General features: G+C 55.6%; 17 protein-coding genes and 1 pseudogene. 7 read left to right on the top strand and 11 right to left on the bottom strand.

The features are described 5' to 3' along the window. Positions 1-216: 216 nt before the first annotated feature. Complete coding sequence (locus tag J2J99_RS30135; RefSeq protein ID WP_207601006.1) at positions 217-1,149, bottom strand: LysR family transcriptional regulator; 933 nt, start codon at positions 1,147-1,149, stop codon at positions 217-219. A gap of 258 nt (positions 1,150-1,407) precedes the next feature. Here J2J99_RS30135 and J2J99_RS30130 point away from each other — a divergent pair, with 258 nt between their 5' ends. The 6 genes from J2J99_RS30130 to nodX all read left to right on the top strand — a co-directional run bounded on the left by J2J99_RS30130 (position 1,408) and on the right by nodX (position 7,076). Further along, the gene (locus tag J2J99_RS30130; protein WP_168302438.1) at positions 1,408-1,998 is read left to right on the top strand and encodes a NodA family N-acyltransferase; all 591 of its coding nucleotides are present in this window, start codon (positions 1,408-1,410) and stop codon (positions 1,996-1,998) included. Beyond that, positions 1,995-2,645 carry a chitooligosaccharide deacetylase NodB gene (nodB, locus tag J2J99_RS30125; RefSeq protein WP_168302439.1) on the top strand — a complete coding sequence of 217 codons (651 nt, stop codon included), beginning with the start codon at positions 1,995-1,997 and terminating at the stop codon, positions 2,643-2,645. Before J2J99_RS30130 ends, nodB begins: the two co-directional genes overlap by 4 nt. A 22-nt stretch (positions 2,646-2,667) precedes the next feature. After that, positions 2,668-3,945 carry a chitooligosaccharide synthase NodC gene (gene nodC, locus J2J99_RS30120; protein ID WP_127431412.1) on the top strand — a complete coding sequence of 426 codons (1,278 nt, stop codon included), beginning with the start codon at positions 2,668-2,670 and terminating at the stop codon, positions 3,943-3,945. A 37-nt stretch (positions 3,946-3,982) separates the two neighbouring features. Next, on the top strand, positions 3,983-5,017 hold the full coding sequence (gene nodI, locus J2J99_RS30115) for a nodulation factor ABC transporter ATP-binding protein NodI (RefSeq protein ID WP_207601005.1): 1,035 nt from the start codon (positions 3,983-3,985) through the stop codon (positions 5,015-5,017). Between the two features lie 3 nt (positions 5,018-5,020). Continuing rightward, entirely contained in the window at positions 5,021-5,800 is a 780-nt protein-coding gene (locus tag J2J99_RS30110) for an ABC transporter permease (protein ID WP_168302403.1), read from the top strand. Between the two features lie 172 nt (positions 5,801-5,972). After that, positions 5,973-7,076: a nodulation protein NodX gene (gene nodX / locus J2J99_RS30105; RefSeq protein ID WP_168302404.1), complete on the top strand. Its 1,104-nt coding sequence runs from the start codon at positions 5,973-5,975 to the stop codon at positions 7,074-7,076. Between the two features lie 254 nt (positions 7,077-7,330). Here nodX and J2J99_RS30100 read toward each other — a convergent pair whose 3' ends face one another. The 9 genes from J2J99_RS30100 to J2J99_RS30060 all read right to left on the bottom strand — a co-directional run bounded on the left by J2J99_RS30100 (position 7,331) and on the right by J2J99_RS30060 (position 16,200). Further along, complete coding sequence (locus tag J2J99_RS30100; protein WP_168302405.1) at positions 7,331-8,380, bottom strand: class I SAM-dependent methyltransferase; 1,050 nt, start codon at positions 8,378-8,380, stop codon at positions 7,331-7,333. Positions 8,381-8,516: 136 nt separating this feature from the next. Further along, on the bottom strand, positions 8,517-8,723 hold the full coding sequence (gene nifT, locus J2J99_RS30095) for a putative nitrogen fixation protein NifT (protein ID WP_017991528.1): 207 nt from the start codon (positions 8,721-8,723) through the stop codon (positions 8,517-8,519). 218 nt (positions 8,724-8,941) lie between these two features. After that, positions 8,942-9,136, bottom strand: a complete 195-nt coding sequence (locus J2J99_RS30090; protein WP_127431408.1) for a 4Fe-4S binding protein — start codon at positions 9,134-9,136, stop codon at positions 8,942-8,944. 19 nt (positions 9,137-9,155) lie between these two features. Then, positions 9,156-10,643 carry a nitrogenase cofactor biosynthesis protein NifB gene (gene nifB / locus J2J99_RS30085; protein WP_168302406.1) on the bottom strand — a complete coding sequence of 496 codons (1,488 nt, stop codon included), beginning with the start codon at positions 10,641-10,643 and terminating at the stop codon, positions 9,156-9,158. 193 nt (positions 10,644-10,836) lie between these two features. Further along, a complete protein-coding gene (nifA, locus tag J2J99_RS30080) occupies positions 10,837-12,396 on the bottom strand; it encodes a nif-specific transcriptional activator NifA (RefSeq protein ID WP_168302407.1) in 1,560 nt (519 codons plus the stop codon). Between the two features lie 195 nt (positions 12,397-12,591). Further along, positions 12,592-12,888 carry a ferredoxin family protein gene (locus tag J2J99_RS30075; protein WP_027667869.1) on the bottom strand — a complete coding sequence of 99 codons (297 nt, stop codon included), beginning with the start codon at positions 12,886-12,888 and terminating at the stop codon, positions 12,592-12,594. Positions 12,889-12,900: 12 nt separating this feature from the next. Then, positions 12,901-14,208, bottom strand: a complete 1,308-nt coding sequence (locus J2J99_RS30070; protein WP_207246254.1) for an FAD-dependent oxidoreductase — start codon at positions 14,206-14,208, stop codon at positions 12,901-12,903. Continuing rightward, positions 14,195-15,331 carry an electron transfer flavoprotein subunit alpha/FixB family protein gene (locus J2J99_RS30065; protein WP_207601000.1) on the bottom strand — a complete coding sequence of 379 codons (1,137 nt, stop codon included), beginning with the start codon at positions 15,329-15,331 and terminating at the stop codon, positions 14,195-14,197. Before J2J99_RS30065 ends, J2J99_RS30070 begins: the two co-directional genes overlap by 14 nt. Before the next feature lie 17 nt (positions 15,332-15,348). After that, a complete protein-coding gene (locus tag J2J99_RS30060; RefSeq protein WP_018484294.1) occupies positions 15,349-16,200 on the bottom strand; it encodes an electron transfer flavoprotein subunit beta/FixA family protein in 852 nt (283 codons plus the stop codon). Positions 16,201-16,502: 302 nt separating this feature from the next. Here J2J99_RS30060 and J2J99_RS34805 point away from each other — a divergent pair. Next, a pseudogene (locus J2J99_RS34805) lies at positions 16,503-16,670 on the top strand (IS66 family transposase); the annotation flags it as partial. A gap of 499 nt (positions 16,671-17,169) precedes the next feature. Here J2J99_RS34805 and J2J99_RS34320 read toward each other — a convergent pair. Beyond that, the gene (locus tag J2J99_RS34320; protein WP_246569480.1) at positions 17,170-17,319 is read right to left on the bottom strand and encodes a hypothetical protein; all 150 of its coding nucleotides are present in this window, start codon (positions 17,317-17,319) and stop codon (positions 17,170-17,172) included. Positions 17,320-17,409: the final 90 nt, after the last annotated feature.

The following is a 17,409-nucleotide window of genomic DNA, read 5'->3' as shown; positions in this document are numbered from 1 at the left end:
CTTCGGCTACTATCCCGGGTCGGCGCGTTGCTCAATTTCGCGCAGACATTACGAATCGCACCTTCTCAGATAGAAACGATCGCTCTCGGCAATAGCTTCGATTGCTAGCTGAGCTGAGGCGGCGGGGGCCGCCTGTAACGTAAGGCCTCCTTTGGGAACACAGCCAATGCGTATGGATCTAATTACTGGGGCTGTGAAATGAGCCGGCGGTGCCGCTTACGACGTACAACTTTCCATCTCAGATTCCATGCGCGAAGCCTCTTGGATCATAATCTCGCGCATCCAGATGTTTCCAGGATCAGTGTTGTGGAGAGCCGGCCATTGGACAGCCTCAGTGAACGAAAGAAGCGGCAAAGGATGCTCAATGATTCTTAGTGGGATAGTTCGTTCGTAATGTTTGACCAGCCGCAGGGGGATGGTTGCTATTCGATTAGTGCCAGACAGCAATGGCGGGATCAAGTTAAACCCCGGGACGACGAGCTCAATACGCCTCTTGAGGCCGTGCTGCATCAATAGCCATTGCTCTACGGAAGGCTTGAGACCACGTCCGAACTTAGCCGCAACATGTCCCATGGACATATATTGCTCCAAGGAGAGCTGCCCTTGTAACTGCTCGTTCGTAGGGCAGCCGACGCACACCAATTTCTCTTCGAAAAGCCTTGCCTTCGGATGGGCGCCGGACATGAATAAATCCGGGAGGATCAGAAAATCGACATCACCACGGCGGAGAAGCTCCTCCGGATCGTCGTCAAGTGGCAGCAACTCGAAGCTGACCCCTGGCGCCTCCCGAGCTAAGCGCAGTATTATCTTGTCGAAGAAGACCAGTGCCATGAAGTCTGAGAGGATAATTCTGAATCGGCGGTCGGACTCCGCTGGGTTTATCGGATCCCAAGCGATAACGGAGAGCTGAATATGCAAGAGTGCTTCGCGAACAGCGGGGGCAAGTGCCTCTGCACGCGGGGTCGGAACTAGCTCCCGTCTCTGCATGATAAAAAGGTCGTCGCGGAAATAGTCGCGCAACCTAGAGATGGCAGCGCTCATGGCGGGTTGGCTGAGGTTGATGCTGCGCGCCGCTGCTGTGAGCTTGCGCTCGGTCATTAGAGCGTCGAGTGCTACAAGAAGGTTTAGATCTAGGCCTTTAAAACGCATGGGTTGAATATCCATTCCATAGATGATTGCCATCCAAACAATCAATTTTACCAATCTTTCGGATCACTTATAGAAAACCCGGAACTTGATCAATATCAGGACCAGGAACTAAAAAACGAAGCGCCGGGCAGGGGCCCGATTTGAGACTCTTACATCTCTTAACCGCTCGATTGCCTAACCGGCAATCCAACAAGTATGCGCAACAATATCGCGCAGCTCTGATCGTGGTTGGGCGAAGAAACAACTTGGAGCTTTTGCATGTCTTCTGAAGTGCGATGGAAAATCTGCTGGGAAAATGAGCTGGAAGCTTCCGACCACGCGGAACTCGCCGATTTTTTTTGCAAGACCTATGGGCCGACGGGAGCGTTCAATGCCAAGCCGTTCGAGACTGGCCGAAGCTGGGGTGGTGCGAGGCCCGAACGCCGCGCAATCGCATATGACTCGCACGGCGTCGCTAGCCACATGGGCTTGTTACGCCGCTTCATAAAAGTCGGTACGACTGATTTGCTTGTGGCCGAGCTAGGCCTGTACGGAGTGCGACCGGATCTAGAAGGATTAGGCATCGCTCACTCGGTCCGCGCTATGTTTCCGATTCTGCGCGAGTTGAGCGTTCCATTTGCTTTCGGAACAGTTCGCCACGCCATGCGGAATCACATGGAAAGATACTGCCGAGATGGTACCGCCAATATGATGACCGGGCTGCGTGTGCGCTCCACGCTTCCAGACGCGCATTCCGACCTGCCAGCCACGCGCACTGAAGATGTCCTCGTATTGGTAGTTCCCGTCGACCGTCCGATGACGGAGTGGCCCGCAGGCTCGTTGATTGAACGAAATGGGTCGGAACTATGAAGCGGCCTGCCTATATGAGCGAAGTACCGGTCAATCACACAAGCGGCCAGGAAGATCGCTGCGTTTATTTTACGTTCGATGATGGTCCTAATCCATACTGCACGCCGCAAATCCTTGATATTCTAGCTGAGCACCGTGTCCCGGCGACATTTTTTGCTATCGGTTCATACGTGAAGGATCACCCCGACCTCATTCGGCGTCTTGTGGCGGAAGGTCATGATGTCGCCAATCATACCATGACGCACCCCGACCTCGCCACCTGCGATCCCAAGGATGTCAAACGTGAAATAGACGAGGCGCATCAAGCTATTGTCTCGGCCTGTCCCCAAGCCTTGGTCCGGCACTTACGAGCGCCTTACGGGGTTTGGACTGAAGACGTCCTTTCAGCATCGGTGAGGGCTGGACTTGGAGCCGTTCACTGGTCGGCCGACCCTAGAGACTGGTCTTGCCCGGGCGTCGACGTGATCGTTGACGAGGTGCTTGCTGCTGCTCGGCCTGGGGCAATCGTGCTTTTGCACGACGGGTGTCCTCCCGATGAGGTTGAGCAATGCTCGCTTGCCGGACTCCGTGACCAGACGCTCATAGCACTCTCTCGAATTATTCCGGCACTGCATAGCCGCGGATTCGAGTTTCGTTCACTTCCCTGAAACACTGGACAAACGAGAAACCATGACCCTGCTCGCAACAACCAGCATCGCCGCCATCTCGCTTTATGCAATGCTCTCCACCGTTTACAAGAGCGCGCAGGTCTTTCATGCTAGGCGGACAACGATCTCAACAACACCTGCGAAAGACATTGAAACCAACCCCGTGCCAAGCGTTGATGTCATCGTGCCGTGCTTCAACGAGGACCCAATCGTTCTTTCGGAATGCCTCGCGTCGCTTGCGGAGCAAGATTATGCCGGAAAATTGCGCATCTATGTAGTCGACGACGGTTCCAAAAATCGCGACGCGGTTGTGGCTCAGCGCGCTGTCTATGCAGACGATGAGAGATTCAACTTCACAATTCTCCCTAAAAATGTTGGAAAGCGCAAAGCGCAAATCGCCGCTATAACCCAGTCCTCTGGGGATCTCATTTTGAATGTGGACTCAGACACCACGATCGCCCCCGACGTCGTATCTAAGCTTGCCCACAAAATGCGGGATCCAGCAGTCGGTGCGGCGATGGGCCAAATGAAAGCCAGTAACCAGGCGGACACCTGGCTAACTCGCTTGATTGACATGGAGTACTGGCTTGCCTGCAACGAGGAGCGCGCGGCACAAGCTCGCTTCGGTGCAGTTATGTGTTGCTGCGGCCCATGTGCGATGTACCGTCGGTCTGCTATGCTTTCGCTGCTCGATCAGTACGAGACGCAGCTTTATCGCGGCAAGCCGAGTGACTTCGGCGAAGATCGCCATTTGACGATTCTCATGCTGAGCGCAGGCTTTCGAACTGAGTATGTTCCGAGTGCCATCGCGGCGACAGTCGTTCCAGACACGATGGGTGTTTATCTACGCCAACAACTACGGTGGGCACGCAGCACCTTTCGGGATACTTTGCTTGCGCTTCCTGTACTGCCTGGTCTCGATCGGTATCTCACGCTGGACGCAATCGGGCAAAATGTCGGCCTGCTACTTCTTGCGCTGTCGGTATTGACAGGAATTGGCCAGTTTGCGCTGACCGCCACACTGCCCTGGTGGACGATCCTGGTCATTGGATCCATGACTCTTGTACGCTGTAGCGTGGCTGCCTATCGCGCCCGCGAACTTAGGTTTTTGGGTTTTGCTCTCCACACGCTCGTGAACATCTTTCTCTTAATTCCCTTGAAGGCATATGCCCTTTGTACCCTATCCAATAGCGACTGGCTGTCGCGCGGATCAGTCGCGATTGCGCCCACTGTTGGGCAGCAGGGCGCTACCAAAATGCCAGGGCGGGCGACATCTGAAATTGCCTATAGTGGCGAGTGATGAACACGTCACTGCAGCTCAAAATCTGGGACAAGAAATGAACGGGCAATTAACGAATTTGACGACGACGACCGCTGATCCGCACCAGGATCATCTCATCCTATCGGAGCGGCAGCACCAATCGAAATTTAAGGCAATGGATTCGCCTTCTGGCTCATTGTCCCCAGTCGCAATCGACCTAGCCGGCGTTTCGAAATCATATGGTGGTAAAGTCGTCGTCAATGACTTGTCGTTTACTATCGCCGCCGGAGAATGTTTTGGTCTTTTAGGGCCGAACGGCGCAGGTAAAAGTACGATCACCCGTATGATCCTAGGGATGACGTCGCCAAGTGCAGGCACAATCACTGTACTCGGAGCACGGGAACCGCGCCAGGTTCGCTTGGCACGAGCGAAAATCGGGATCGTGTCTCAGTTCGATAATCTCGACCTGGAATTCACGGTCCGCGAAAACCTTTTAGTATACGGCCGCTACTTCCGCATGAGCACCCGAGAAATCGAAGCGGTCATCCCGTCTCTGCTTGATTTTGCGAGACTTGAGAGCAAGACGAATACGCGTGTGGCAGACCTATCTGGAGGAATGAAGCGGCGCCTCACTTTGGCGCGTGCGCTCATTAATGACCCGCAGCTACTCATTTTGGACGAGCCGACCACTGGCCTCGACCCACACGCGCGCCACTTGATCTGGGAACGACTTCGATCGCTGTTGGCACGAGGCAAGACAATTCTTCTGACCACCCATATCATGGAAGAGGCGGAGCGCTTGTGCGACCGGCTGTGCGTGCTTGAAGCTGGGCGAAAGATCGCCGAAGGCCGACCGCATGCCCTGATCGAGGAGCAGATTGGCTGTCCCGTGATCGAAATTTATGGTGGCGATCCGCAGGAGCTTAGTCTTTTGATCAGGCCAAATGCTAGGCGAGTGGAAATCAGCGGAGAGACTCTGTTCTGCTACACGCCTGATCCGGAGCGGGTGCGCGCGCAACTGCGTGGATATTCGGGCCTACGCTTGCTGGAGCGTCCACCAAATCTAGAGGATGTCTTCTTGCGGTTAACCGGACGCGAGATGGAGAAGTAGACGATGAGCGTAGCAACATTACCCGCCGGCGGTTTGAACTGGCTCGCAGTTTGGCGCAGAAACTATCTGGCTTGGAAAAAAGCGGCGCTGGCATCCGTTCTTGGAAATCTAGCCGATCCTATAATATACCTATTCGGGCTCGGCGCTGGATTGGGAGTGATGGTAGGGCGCGTTGACGGCGTATCGTACACTGCATTTTTGGCGGCTGGAATGATCGCGACAAGCGCGATGACTGCTGCAACCTTCGAGACTATCTATGCGGCCTTCGGCCGAATGCAGGGCCAGCGCACCTGGGAAGCAATGTTATACACACAGCTCACGCTAGGGGATATCGTCGTTGGGGAAATGGCATGGGCAGCAACTAAGGCGGCGCTGGCGGGTACCGGTATTGGTATCGTCGCCGCCACGCTGGGATACACCCACTGGCTGTGTCTTCTCTATGCGCTTCCGGTCATCGCCCTCACTGGCTTAGCGTTTGCGAGCCTTGGAATGGTCGTTACGGCCCTCGCGCCCAGTTACGATTACTTCATATTTTACCAAACCCTCGTCATCACACCGATGTTGTTTTTGTCAGGCGCAGTGTTTCCCGTAGACCAATTGCCCGTAACATTCCAACAGATGGCCGCCTTCTTGCCCTTGGCGCATTCGATAGATCTTATCCGCCCGACAATGCTGGGCCAACCAATCGCAAATGTCTGCCTGCATATCGGTGTTCTCTGCATCTACATAGTCGTACCATTCCTCGTGTCGACCACATTGCTTCGGCGGCGACTAATGCGGTGATTAATGCCCCACCGTCCGGATCAGCATGTAAGCGTTGATGTTGTTGCCCAACGAGGACAACCGATCTGACGGCAGAGCTGCAGACAACAAAGCCGTCCACCGCTACACCGAGTTCTGTTCTCAATAAAACGCCAAAAGGTTGCGCGGCATCTGCCGGCGCTAATGGACATTCATGGGACCATTCAATGAACACTCATCCGGCCACCGGAACAACTTTGACCTGTTAAGGCTCTTTGCCGCCTGCCAAGTGATGTTCAGCCACGCGTGGAATTGGCTTCACCTGGGCGATTCTTTGAACGGCACAGCGGTCTTCAATCTGTTGTTTTCGGCGCCGGGAGTTGCGATCTTCTTTGTAATCAGCGGCTTTCTAATAACGGATTCATACATCCGCTCATCGTCTGCAGCCTCTTTTTTCGTCAAGCGGTCGCTCCGGATCTTTCCTGCACTGTTCGTCAACATCGCCGTAATGGAACTTGCCCTGCTGGTGACCGGGGGATTAAATGTAACAGGCATCTTGCAGTATCTGTCTTACTTCACGGTCTACATCCTGACCGCTGCACGCATCTGGGCGGTCTACTTCACGTACGAGCCCTACACGATGAGCGGCTTTTATGGCGCCTCGGACCCAAGTGGGGTGCTGTGGACGCTGACGGTGGAGCTGACGTTCTACCTCACTCTGCCAATGCTGTTGCAAATTTGGCGGCGGTGGAAACGAGCAGGGGCGCTAATCGTTGCCGTCGCCGCCCTCGGGTCTTGGGTCATGGCGCAGCACTTCAACATAACTGATAAGTACGATCCGTTCCTGTCGGTGACAGCAGGCCCGACTTTCTGGATTTTTTCGATGGGAGTTCTTGCTCGGCTTTACTGGCATCGCGTCAGCAAGATCTTTGAAGGCAAGCTCTTGTGGTGGCTGGCAACTCATCTCGCGATAACGTGGTGGGTAGCAGGAACGTCCGCTGCATTCGTCTCGATCAACAATGCGGCGCCTGTCGATGCGTTCCGAATCGCTGTTCTCGCCGGTCTAGTCCTGTCGGCAGCGCACTCATTTCCGCACCCTAATCTGTTGCGCGGGCAGGATCTCTCTTACGGGATTTACCTCTACCATATGCTCGTCATGCACACGCTGATCGCCATCGGATGGGTCGGCCATTGGTGGCTCTGGATCGTCGAGCCGGTCGGAACCGTGGCATTAGCCGCTCTATCATGGGTGCTGATTGAAAAACCGGCCATGAAACTTCGCACATTGCTAGTCGCCAGAAGGCTTTCCGTCGCTTAAACGGAAGCTCCTGTTAAAAGATCGCAACTCCAATGGAAGCTGTGCGTGAAGATTGCCCCGGAACACCCCCCGGAAGCGCGTGCGGCCAATGAGGCGGACTCGCCCGCTTTTTCGCTCGTCCAGCAGGCAATTGGAGAGCGACGACCGGATCTGCCCTCAAGCGCGCAAAAGGGTCCAATTTCAAGTGGTAGCCGTTTTTCGACGTCAGGTTTGCACCGAGAGCCTGACCATCTGGCTGGCGCCACTCCTTATCATCAGGTCGCCTCGAGAACCATGTTCAGCGGGGTCTCGGCTGCTCGTCTGACATGTGTGAACCCGCCTGACAGGATCACCTCCGTCAATCGCTTCTCTCCCGCCTGTGCGCCAAGTGCTAATCCCGTCTCCTGCGCCAGGGAGGTGGGAACGCAGATCATCGTCGAGGCGGAGTAGTAGAGCCGCCCGACCGGGTTTATATTCTCGTCAAGCGTGTCTCTGGCCATTGGTTCGACGACCATCCAGGTGCCGCCTTCCTTCAGCGCTTTTCTGATATGAGACGCCGCGGCGTTCGGGTCGCCCATGTCGTGCAGACAGTCGAAGCAGGTGATCAGATCGAAGTCGCTACCGTCGAAGTCCTGCGCCCGGCCCACCTCAAACTGCACGTTCGCCAAACCGTGCGCTTCCGCGTGCGCTTTCGATGCCGCGATCGAGCCCAAATGAAAGTCGTAACCCGTGAACCGGGAGTTGGGAAACGCCTGAGCCATCAGCACCGTTGATACCCCGTGCCCGCATCCGACGTCGGCGACCGTTGCACCCGATTTTAACTTGGCGATCACACCATCGAGCGCCGGCAGCCACTCCTGGACCAGCGCATTGACGTAACCAGGGCGGAACAGCCGCGCGACAGCGCAGAACATGCAGCCAGCCTGATCGCCCCAGGCAACGCCTTCCCCGGTCTTGAAGGCAGACTGCACCTTCGCCTGATTTCCGACCATCGCGGCAGCCGTATCGAACGCGCCAATCAGGTTGAACGGGCTATCGGGTTCAGCAAACACATAGGCCTGCTCCGGCGTGAGCGAGAACTGGCCATTCTCGTAGTGCACATAGCCCGAAGCCGCCTGCGCTGCCAGCCACTCGCGCACATAGCGAGGCGCGCATCCCGCGGCCACGGCAACCTCCTCGACCGTCGCGGGACCGATCGCCTTCAGCGTCTTGTAGAGGCCGAGCTCATCGCCGATATGCACCAGCGGCACGCTGAATGCACCACCAAGGTCGCCAAAGATGCGGTCCACGAGCTCCTTAAGCGTTGTTTCGTTGAGTGGGGTCACGTCGGATTCCTCCTGATATACGGGCGACCTCTTGCCGATCGTCGTCTTCAACGGATCGGCAAAGGATGGATGCCCTGGGGCGTATGAACTGCTTAAGCTTTGCACCAACGCTCGTCTATTGACCTGCGCGCGCACTCTAACTGGATAGCCTTCTGGCATCGACAGTAACGGGCAGGCGCCTGTTCTGCGATAGATCGGGAAGGGCAATCCGCCATCCATTTTTCAGCAGAATAAAGCCGCCCCATAGGTTTTTGTGCTCAACCGAGATGATCGGTTCCTCAAGGTCTTTCTTGTGAATATAGGCCGATAAGCCGACGTCAGTTCTGCTGATTGTCACTCTCATGCATGTCCCTTCTCGCTACTGCGGCTTTGGAGATCGAAAGCCGATCTTTATCAAAGCCCATTATTCTGGTTGGAAATATCCCCAGGCCGACACCTCCGTTATGGCTCTACATCAGATTTGGGCGGAATCCGCTCACTGGATGTGATACCGGTGGTACGCAATTTTCTAACCGCATGTTCGCCCGCTTGTCTCATTCTTCTCGCTTTAGTCGGTGGCGATCAAGCAGGGACGCAGGTCTTTGGCATCGGACACACCGAAGCGCATTGTTGCGTGTCAAACTCACCCTTGCACTCGGTACATTTTTTTGAATCCACAACATATCCTTCACCTTTGAAACTGATCGCATCTGAGGGACATGCAAATTCGCAAGAGCCGCACTGGGTGCACTGGGATGCAATGATCTTATAAGCCATGTTTCAACTCCTGAGTCAGTCAGAGGGGTAACGCCGTCGGCATCGACGGCTTGCGGCCAAACTCGGCGATGTACAGCGCGCCGATCGCAGTCTCGATGTAAGCATAGGCAAATGCGTCCGCTGCTCGCACGCCAGCTTTTGCCAACCGCTTCTTTGGTCCATCGCCAATTTTGGCAGAGAGCAGAATATCGATACCGTCGAGTGCAACGATGATTTGATCCAGAGCGCTCTCCTCGCCTACGCCACCCAAGCAATATGGCAGAACCTTACGGTGTCCCACCAAGTTGATCCCTTTTCGAGAGACGGCATACAATTGGAGTTCTCTTACCTGACCGAAATGTTCGTTGATCCGCCCGCCACCTTTAGTCGCCACCGCAACGGCAAGGGTTCCCGACGAACCCAGTGACTCGACTGCCTTGTTCGCGTCCAATTTTGCTGCAAATTGATCCTCTCGCTCATGCTCGACCAGCTTCCGATATGCCTCGCGCATGTTGGCATCGTAATCAACTTTGGTGGAGATTTGGTCGAGGGCAAACTCTCGCTCGCGATCACCGCCCAGCAAACCAATGGCGTCGGCCCGGCACTGTTGGCAGTGGCGCATAAGCTTAACGTTACCATCGAGACAGTCTTGAAGTGCCATTAGTTCGAATGGCTCGGGGCAACGCTGACCCGTGAGACCGTAATAAGTACCATGCGAAGGCTTTGAAATCAGGGGCACAACATTGTGCATGAATGCCCCGCGGTCTCTGATCCAACGGTTAACTTCCACGAGGTGCGTGTCATTGACGCCTGGAATCATAACCGAATTGATTTTGGTGAGGATGCCGCGTTCGGTCAGCATTTCCAAACCCAACATTTGGCGCTCGTGAAGGATCCTGGCACCTTCTATCCCGGTGTATCGACGATGACCGTGAAGTATCCATGGATAGATCTTCGCCCCGACTTCCGGATCCACCATGTTGATGGTGATCGTCACGTGATCGACGTTCATGTCAGCTAGCTCATCGACATGGTCCGGAAGCGCCAATCCATTGGTAGAAATGCATAGTTTGATGTCAGGTATTTCTCTGGCAACGCCTTCAAACGTCGCTACTGTTTTCTTCCAGTCGTAACAAGCGTCGCCCGGTCCGGCAATGCCGATTACGGAAAGCTCCGGCACTTTGCTGGCGACGGCAAGCACCTTGCGTAGTGCCTGGTCGGGAGTTAGCTTGACTGATGCGACCCCGGGACGGCTTTCGTTGGTGCAGTCATATTTGCGATTGCAGTAATTGCACTGGATGTTGCAGGCAGGTGCGACCGCGACATGCATGCGAGCAAAATAGTGATGGGCTTGCTCTGAAAAGCAGGGATGATCTTTGATTCTCTCCCAGATCCGCGCATCTATGTCATCCGTCACCGAAAGGTCATAGGACGAAGATGCGCGGCCGCCGCGCATAGCGGGCGCCATCGGCGCCCGGTCGAAGGGGGCGCTGCTGGTCATCCCGACCTTTATTTCCGGTTCCGACATCACACTGTTCCACTGTTGAGGAAGGTTAAATCTCCGAATGCAAAAGATTCCGGTCGACGAGACATTGTTGTTTCAGCGTTATGTCGCCTTACCGCCCGTTTCCCCGCTTGCTGCCGGAGATGTCTTGTAGAAATGAAAACAGATCGCGCCCGAAGTCGTTGGGCCACGCTTACGGAGTTCTTGGCGATCGCCGTCACTCTTTCTTCACATCGATACGATGCCGGCGTAGCGCATAGCCGACCTGCCGCGGCGTCTTACCCAGGATACGAGCCGCTTTGGCCTGTACCCAGCCAGCCTTCACCATTGCATTGATCAGCCGATCACGCTCAGTGAGACCCGCTGCCTCGATTGTGGCTGCGGCACCGCTGGGAGTACCTACGTTGGCCCCCAGTCCGCCTAACATTGTATCTCGCGGGTTGAGACTATGCACCGGGCCGTTGCCAGTGCCGTCGCGGGCGTCTTTCCAGAGGAGCGCCGAAGAACACTGGTCTTGCTGACAGGCAAAATCCGATGAAGTGATGGTATTTGAACTGGCGAGAGTGGCGGTCCTTTGAACGCAGTTGTCCAGCTCGCGAACATTGCCGGGGAAGGCGCATTTCGACAAAATGTCTATGGCCGACGGGGCGAAGTCGCAATTTCGATCATTTGCCTTGTTGAATTGCTCGAGGAACACTTGCGCTAGAAGCGAAATGTCACCGTCGCGCTGCCGAAGTGGCGGCAAAATGATCGGCACCACATTGATCCGGTAATAGAGGTCGGCTCTGAACTCCCCTCGAAGGACGGCCACTTCAAGGTCCTTGTTGGTGGCGCAGATAACTCGAACGTCTACTTTCAATGTCTTCGTTCCGCCGAGACGTTCGAATTCGCCTTCCTGCAAGACGCGCAATAACTTCGCCTGGAATTGTGGGGATACATCGCCAATTTCATCAAGCAACAGCGTTCCGCCATTGGCCAGTTCGAAACGCCCAGCTCGTTGAAGGAGAGCGCCAGTGAAAGCGCCCTTCTCATGGCCAAACAATTCGGATTCCAGAACGGTTTCCGACAGCGCGGCGCAATTCAACTTAATAAATGCCTTGCTTTTCCGTATCGACAACGCGTGTATTGCTCTTGCAAAGCATTCCTTGCCAGTGCCGCTCTCTCCTCTCAAGAGCACCGCGGAGTTCGTCGCGGCCACGATCTTGGTGGTAGCTAATACCCTCTTGAGCGCGGGGCTCTCCCCAACGATCCAGTCGATTTTGTCGAGGTGGGTGGGTTGAGGCTTCGGCTTGATTTTCGGAATCTGTCCTGCTTGTTGTTCCTCGGCGACTGAGCCGCCATCGCTGCACGATTCGCGATAGCGCTGGCAGGTTAAGCCGATCAGGACGGCAATCATTGCCAGAAGGGTTTCGTCCTGATCTCCGCTTTTCTGCGCGAAATCAATCCACAATGCGCCAATTGCTTTCCGGTTTACTTTAACGGGGAGAACGGCAGAATTTTTCCCAAAGTGCTTCTCACCGCTAGCGATGACACGATTTATTGCGTCCGCCTGTTCAAGCGTCAGAGAACGTGAGCGAACATCGTGCCCAATGGGAGCCCGTACGTTTATCCAGGGCTCTCCTCCGGAGCCGTGAATCACGATTCCGCCATCGCGCAATAGCAGATGCTCGACGAGGGCGTTCATGGCAGCCTTCAGCACGTTGTCGAGAGGAAAAGAAGAGATAAGCTCTTTGGATATGTCGTAGAGTATATGGAGCCGCGCCTCTGGTTTAATCATGCCTGCAAACAGGGGAGGGTGCACTGCTTTTTACCCTAGTGCGCGAAATATGTCGCCGCATATTCCTAAGTTAACGATAGGTGTTATCGACGGCGTAAAAATTAGCCTTTCGAAAGTTTGAGTGGATGCACATTTAATCGCCGCCGCTAATGCAGCTGCATCGATCGCTGCTATCCCGCCGGAGGTAGGAACTCTTCATCCGAATTTGAAGAGGACCCCGAACCCGCCCCGGGGATAATTCCACTTTATGTCGCCACTCGCTTCGCATAACACTCTGCATGTGCCGCATTCCAAGCAGCCATCCGAAACAATTGCCACCTGACCAACATCGTTCACCTCGTAGCATTTGGCCGGACAGATTTGCGTCAAGGCGAGCAGGCTTGGGCTTGGCGACCGATGCGGCCGCACCGTAATGTGTGGGCGTCCAGTATCGACGAGATATCGGTTTTGGTACAGCTTATCCTCAATGCGCTCAATGGTGGTCGCCTTCATCGAATTTTCCTTTTAACGCCAAGATACGGCGGAGCGGACCGCGTCGCTAATCAACCCCCAACGGGATCGTGCGTTGATAAAGGAGGCAGCTGTGGCCTTCTCCCTGTTGATTTTAGGTGCACCGTCGACGCGCACAAAATTTTGCGCCGCCTGAGATATAAGCGTTGGATACGTCATGAGAAAATTGTGACTGTCGGTGTGGAGGAGGCTTGGAAGATCTTTGTGTTTCATCAAGTCTTTCATGACGAACGACTTATCCAGCATACCCTTATAGAGAGAGAGATTGTGCTTCGTCATGAGACCGCCGCGGCTCTTTATCTGGAAGATCGCTTCACCCGCCATGAGGCCTGATGTCATCGCAAGGTTTGATCCCTCCCTATGCACGGCATTGTTTAATTGCGCCGCGTCGCCCACGACGACCCACCCGTTGCCAAAGAGCTGTGGGATTGCCTTGAAGCCTCCCTCAGGGATAAGATGTGCGGCGTATTCTTTGATCTCGGATCCCGCCAGTAATGGTCGGATGGATGGATGTTGCTTGAAGGCGTCAAGAAGGCGGTACGGATTTTCCATGCTTTCCGCTAAACCGGAGACGAGACAGCCGATCCCCACAGAGATCGACTCCTTGTTGGTATAAAGGAAGCCCAGTCCGGCCATTCCGCGTGAAATCGTGCCGCCGGCTTCGATCACACAGCCTTCGCCACCGGTGAGGCCGAAGCGCTCTGCGATGACCTCTTCCGGCATAAAATGCATTTCCTTGACAGCGAGTGCCACATTTTCTGGCTTCGGCATATCGCGCAAGCCGGCTCGTGTTCCAAGCAGTCCGTTCACGCCCTCAGCGAGGACGACTACGTCCGCGAGGATCACACCGCCCTCTCGGTCCGTGTAAACGCCTATTACACTACCGCTCCGATCTCGAGCAAGTTTCGTCGCTGTCGTTTCACAAAGGACTGTGCCGCCCGCCTCGCGCACCTTGGATGAGAACCATTTGTCAAACTGGGCACGGATGATCGTATACCGGTTTGGCTTCAGTTCATTAAAGTCATCAGAGCGATAGTGCACGCCCGTGTGCGACGAGTCATCCATTAGCCAGAATCGTTGCTCGACCAGATGCCGTTCCAGGGGAGCGTCATCTCGGAAGTTTGGGATAATCGCCTCCAACATGTTCGCATATAATATAGCCCCCTGAACATTCTTAGAGCCCGAATGTTCTCCGCGCTCCAGTTGCAGCACTTTTAGACCGCGACGAGCCATCGAATACGCTGCGGCGTTGCCGGACATACCGGCACCAATGACGATCGCGTCGAACTTACTCTTGGTCATCTAGCCTTCCTCGATCCATACCCTTGATAGAGTTGTGCGGTGGCATTCGCCTGGCGAAAGCTTCTGTCAACGCCGGCAAGAACTCCAGCGCGCAAGCGACAACGCCGATGTGGGCGAAGTCAAAGATCGGAGCCTTCTGGTCGAGGTTGATAGCGACAATCAGATCGGCTCCTTCGACGCCAACGCGATGCTGGACCGCGCCAGATATTCCCGCCGCGATGTAGAGCTTAGGTCTAATGGTATGGCCGGACTGACCAATTTGTCGATCAGCAGGCATCCAGCCTTTTTGGACCAGTGGGCGCGAGCACCCGACTCCCCCGCCGATCGTCGTTGCAAGGTTTCTCAAGTGCTGCAGGTTTCCCGCAGCGCCGAGGCCGAGTCCGCCCCCAACCACGATGTCGGAGTTGGCCAGATTGGATTGCTCAGAACCGTCGTTGCAGAGGAATGCGAGGACTTTGGTGACGATCGCTTCCTCGACCATTGTGAGTTCGTGCTGGATAACGCGCCCAATTGGCTTATCCGCACGTTGCGGCGTCGCCATGACCCTGGACCGCACCGTTGCCATTTGTGGCCGGCTGTTCAGCGTGTAGATCGTGCACAACAAGGACCCGCCGAAAGTTGGCCGCGTCGCTGCGAGTGAACCATCTCCATCAACATCCAGCTCGGTGCAATCAGCCGTAAGCCCCGTTTGTAAGGTCGTTGCTACAGCACCGGCGAGGTCGCGGCCGAGCGTGGTCGCGCCGAGAAGCAGAATTTCTGGTTTGTGAGTAGTGACCAGATCCGTCAAAGCCTTGGTGAAGGGCTCGTTTCGATAGTTTGCGAGGAGGGGCGACTCTACCAGATAGGCGACATCAGCTCCGTAAGCGAAGGCCTCTTCGATCGCCGGCTTGGTCCCCACGCCTTCAGACGAACCGAGGATTACCCCGGCCAGTTGGACGCCCAGCTTATCGGCTAGTCTGCGGCCTTCGCCGAGGAGTTCAATCGATACGGGATGAACCTTGCCGCGCTCAAGTTCCATGAAGACCCAGACGTGCCGGTGATCTTCGAAACACTTAAGCAGCTTTTTCCCTGAGCTGGCGCGGCCGACCGCGTTTGCCGGCGTTTCATTTTTTCTAGCGACCAAAATCTACTCCTCGCTGCTCACCGATTGCCATGGGACGTGAGCTTGCGTTCCAAAACAGGCTCGCGGGCAAAAATTGCAGCGACCGTGTCCGCCGCGACCTCGGCCAACGTTTTGTCGTTAATGTCCATTTGCATAGCTTTTTCGGCGCGCGGACCAGGAGCGAATACTCGCTTCACGACCGTCGGCGATCCCCTTAGGCCGCATTTGGTCAACTCCCCAATGCCGGCGTCAGCGGCCCCCCATTTAAGAACCGGGCTTCGCGCGGCACGGAAGGCGTCATCGAGAGAGCCCCGGCGGATTGCATTGACACCTTCCAGCACGGTGATGAGACACGGCAACGTGCTCTTCAGCATCTGCGTGCCGCTCTCCGCGTGTCGTTCAACCATGAGCTCGCGCGAAGTGGGATCAATGGAGACAATCTTCGTTACGTAAGTCAGTTGCTGGAGGTTCAGCCTCTTTGCAATTCCGGGCCCGACCTGGGCCGTGTCGCCGTCAATTGTCTGCTTTCCGGTAAAGACGATATCTGGCGCCCCATAGCTCTCGCCAATCTTCGCTACTGCTTGAGAAAGAGCATACGAGGTCGCCAGCGTGTCAGATCCAGCAAAGTGGCGGTCGGTGAGAAGCACTGCGCGATCTGCGCCGTGGGTGAGGGCTTTGCGTAGCGCTTGCTCAGCCATGGGCGGCCCCATCGTGAGAACAGTCACCTCGCCCCCATAGCGGTTACGAACTTGTAGTGCCTCTTCGAGAGCAAACAGGTCGTAAGGGTTAATGATGGTCGGTACGCCTTGGCGCATGATCGTATTTGTCACCGGGTGTACGCGTATCTGCGCAGAGTCCGGAACCTGTTTGATACAGACCACGATGTGCATAGTCGTTTAAGCTCCCAATCTAATTTGGGCTCTAGGGACCCGGCTTTCTGTGAGCACTGCTCGTGCCAATCAGGTTGCGGCGGTAACCCTTCGGGATTGCACGTGTTTCGTTGTCGCTATGCGGAGGATGTTGTAGGGTTGCCGACATGTCGTGTCGCAATCCGCCCAATTACCACGCGATGGAGAGGGCGGCCCATTAGCGTCAACTCGGTTAAGTCATGATGGCTGCGCTACGAGCCGGGAGATGATAAGGATCTCCGAGATGGACCGCGGGTACAAAGTTCCGGCGCGGTGGCCCGCACATGGGTGAGGCCGTCACCGAGCAGCTCCATATTGATGTGAGGCGAAGGTCCTGCAGAATGTGGGGCTCAAGTATGCATGCCGCCATTACGACCGGACCGGCCTCAATACGCCTGTTGTCATTGCCCCGATGACCGCGCCGCTTGCCGGGCAGGATCGCCACTTTATCCCGCCCGCCTCCATGAAGCGCATTCTTCCGATCAATGTCCCGAAATGACAACGGCGCAAGGAGATGTTGTCCAGGTTCAGGTTGATGCCCTCCTCAACGGCCGAAAGCGCCGTATTCCAGCCCTTGATCTGTGTCGCCGCCGAGTTCGTCATGGAACGAGCTCCGCTGCGTAAGTCTCGCCTGCAGCAATACGCTCCTTTTCGGCATTTTTTTGCTTCCGCGCTGGCACGCCAGCTGCCGTCAATGACTTTTGGCAAAACGTCCTCGATCGCACCCAGATGCCGATAAAGGCGATGCTGCCGTCGCGATCGACAACGAACGCCTGTGGAACGCCGAAAGATAGCTGGCATCGATCCAATGCTCATTCATTTCGCCTGAGTGATCGATGGCGTCCACCTCAGCTCTGGCCTCGTCGGCCGTTGCAGCTTACTCACGCGATGCGACCGCGATAACCTCAACTCCCATGTCGCGATATCCCTCCTGCAGCTGCGCCAGGTAGGTCAGCGATGGCCGGCAATAACCGCAGCCCGTCGCAAGAAGTCGAGGATGTATATCTTGCCGAGCTTGAAGTTTGGAAGCCGATCGCCGCGTAGCCAGTCCAGCGCTTCGATCGACGGGGCTGGAGAGCCGCTATTTAAACTGGAAGTCATTTTCATTCTCCACCAGTAGCTATCCGGAGCTTCGTAGGCCAGGATTGAGCGTGTCAAGTATCAGGCCGAGTTGCTTCGATTTCGAAACGC

Source organism: Rhizobium binae, assembly GCF_017357225.1.
Lineage (GTDB): Bacteria > Pseudomonadota > Alphaproteobacteria > Rhizobiales > Rhizobiaceae > Rhizobium > Rhizobium binae.
The sequence above is the reverse complement of the archived record's forward strand: the minus strand, read 5'-3'. Positions and strand labels throughout refer to the sequence as shown.

Excerpts from the sequence above, each read along its gene's own strand:
- J2J99_RS30135 (WP_207601006.1), bottom strand. The coding sequence starts at position 1,149 with ATGCGTTTTAAAGGCCTAGATCTAAACCTTCTTGTAGCACTCGACGCT.
- J2J99_RS30130 (WP_168302438.1), top strand. The coding sequence starts at position 1,408 with ATGTCTTCTGAAGTGCGATGGAAAATCTGCTGGGAAAATGAGCTGGAA.
- nodB (WP_168302439.1), top strand. The coding sequence starts at position 1,995 with ATGAAGCGGCCTGCCTATATGAGCGAAGTACCGGTCAATCACACAAGC.
- nodC (WP_127431412.1), top strand. The coding sequence starts at position 2,668 with ATGACCCTGCTCGCAACAACCAGCATCGCCGCCATCTCGCTTTATGCA.
- nodI (WP_207601005.1), top strand. The coding sequence starts at position 3,983 with ATGAACGGGCAATTAACGAATTTGACGACGACGACCGCTGATCCGCAC.
- J2J99_RS30110 (WP_168302403.1), top strand. The coding sequence starts at position 5,021 with ATGAGCGTAGCAACATTACCCGCCGGCGGTTTGAACTGGCTCGCAGTT.
- nodX (WP_168302404.1), top strand. The coding sequence starts at position 5,973 with ATGGGACCATTCAATGAACACTCATCCGGCCACCGGAACAACTTTGAC.
- nifT (WP_017991528.1), bottom strand. The coding sequence starts at position 8,723 with ATGAGAGTGACAATCAGCAGAACTGACGTCGGCTTATCGGCCTATATT.
- J2J99_RS30090 (WP_127431408.1), bottom strand. The coding sequence starts at position 9,136 with ATGGCTTATAAGATCATTGCATCCCAGTGCACCCAGTGCGGCTCTTGC.
- nifB (WP_168302406.1), bottom strand. The coding sequence starts at position 10,643 with ATGTCGGAACCGGAAATAAAGGTCGGGATGACCAGCAGCGCCCCCTTC.
- nifA (WP_168302407.1), bottom strand. The coding sequence starts at position 12,396 with ATGATTAAACCAGAGGCGCGGCTCCATATACTCTACGACATATCCAAA.
- J2J99_RS30075 (WP_027667869.1), bottom strand. The coding sequence starts at position 12,888 with ATGAAGGCGACCACCATTGAGCGCATTGAGGATAAGCTGTACCAAAAC.
- J2J99_RS30070 (WP_207246254.1), bottom strand. The coding sequence starts at position 14,208 with ATGACCAAGAGTAAGTTCGACGCGATCGTCATTGGTGCCGGTATGTCC.
- J2J99_RS30060 (WP_018484294.1), bottom strand. The coding sequence starts at position 16,200 with ATGCACATCGTGGTCTGTATCAAACAGGTTCCGGACTCTGCGCAGATA.
- J2J99_RS34320 (WP_246569480.1), bottom strand. The coding sequence starts at position 17,319 with ATGACTTCCAGTTTAAATAGCGGCTCTCCAGCCCCGTCGATCGAAGCG.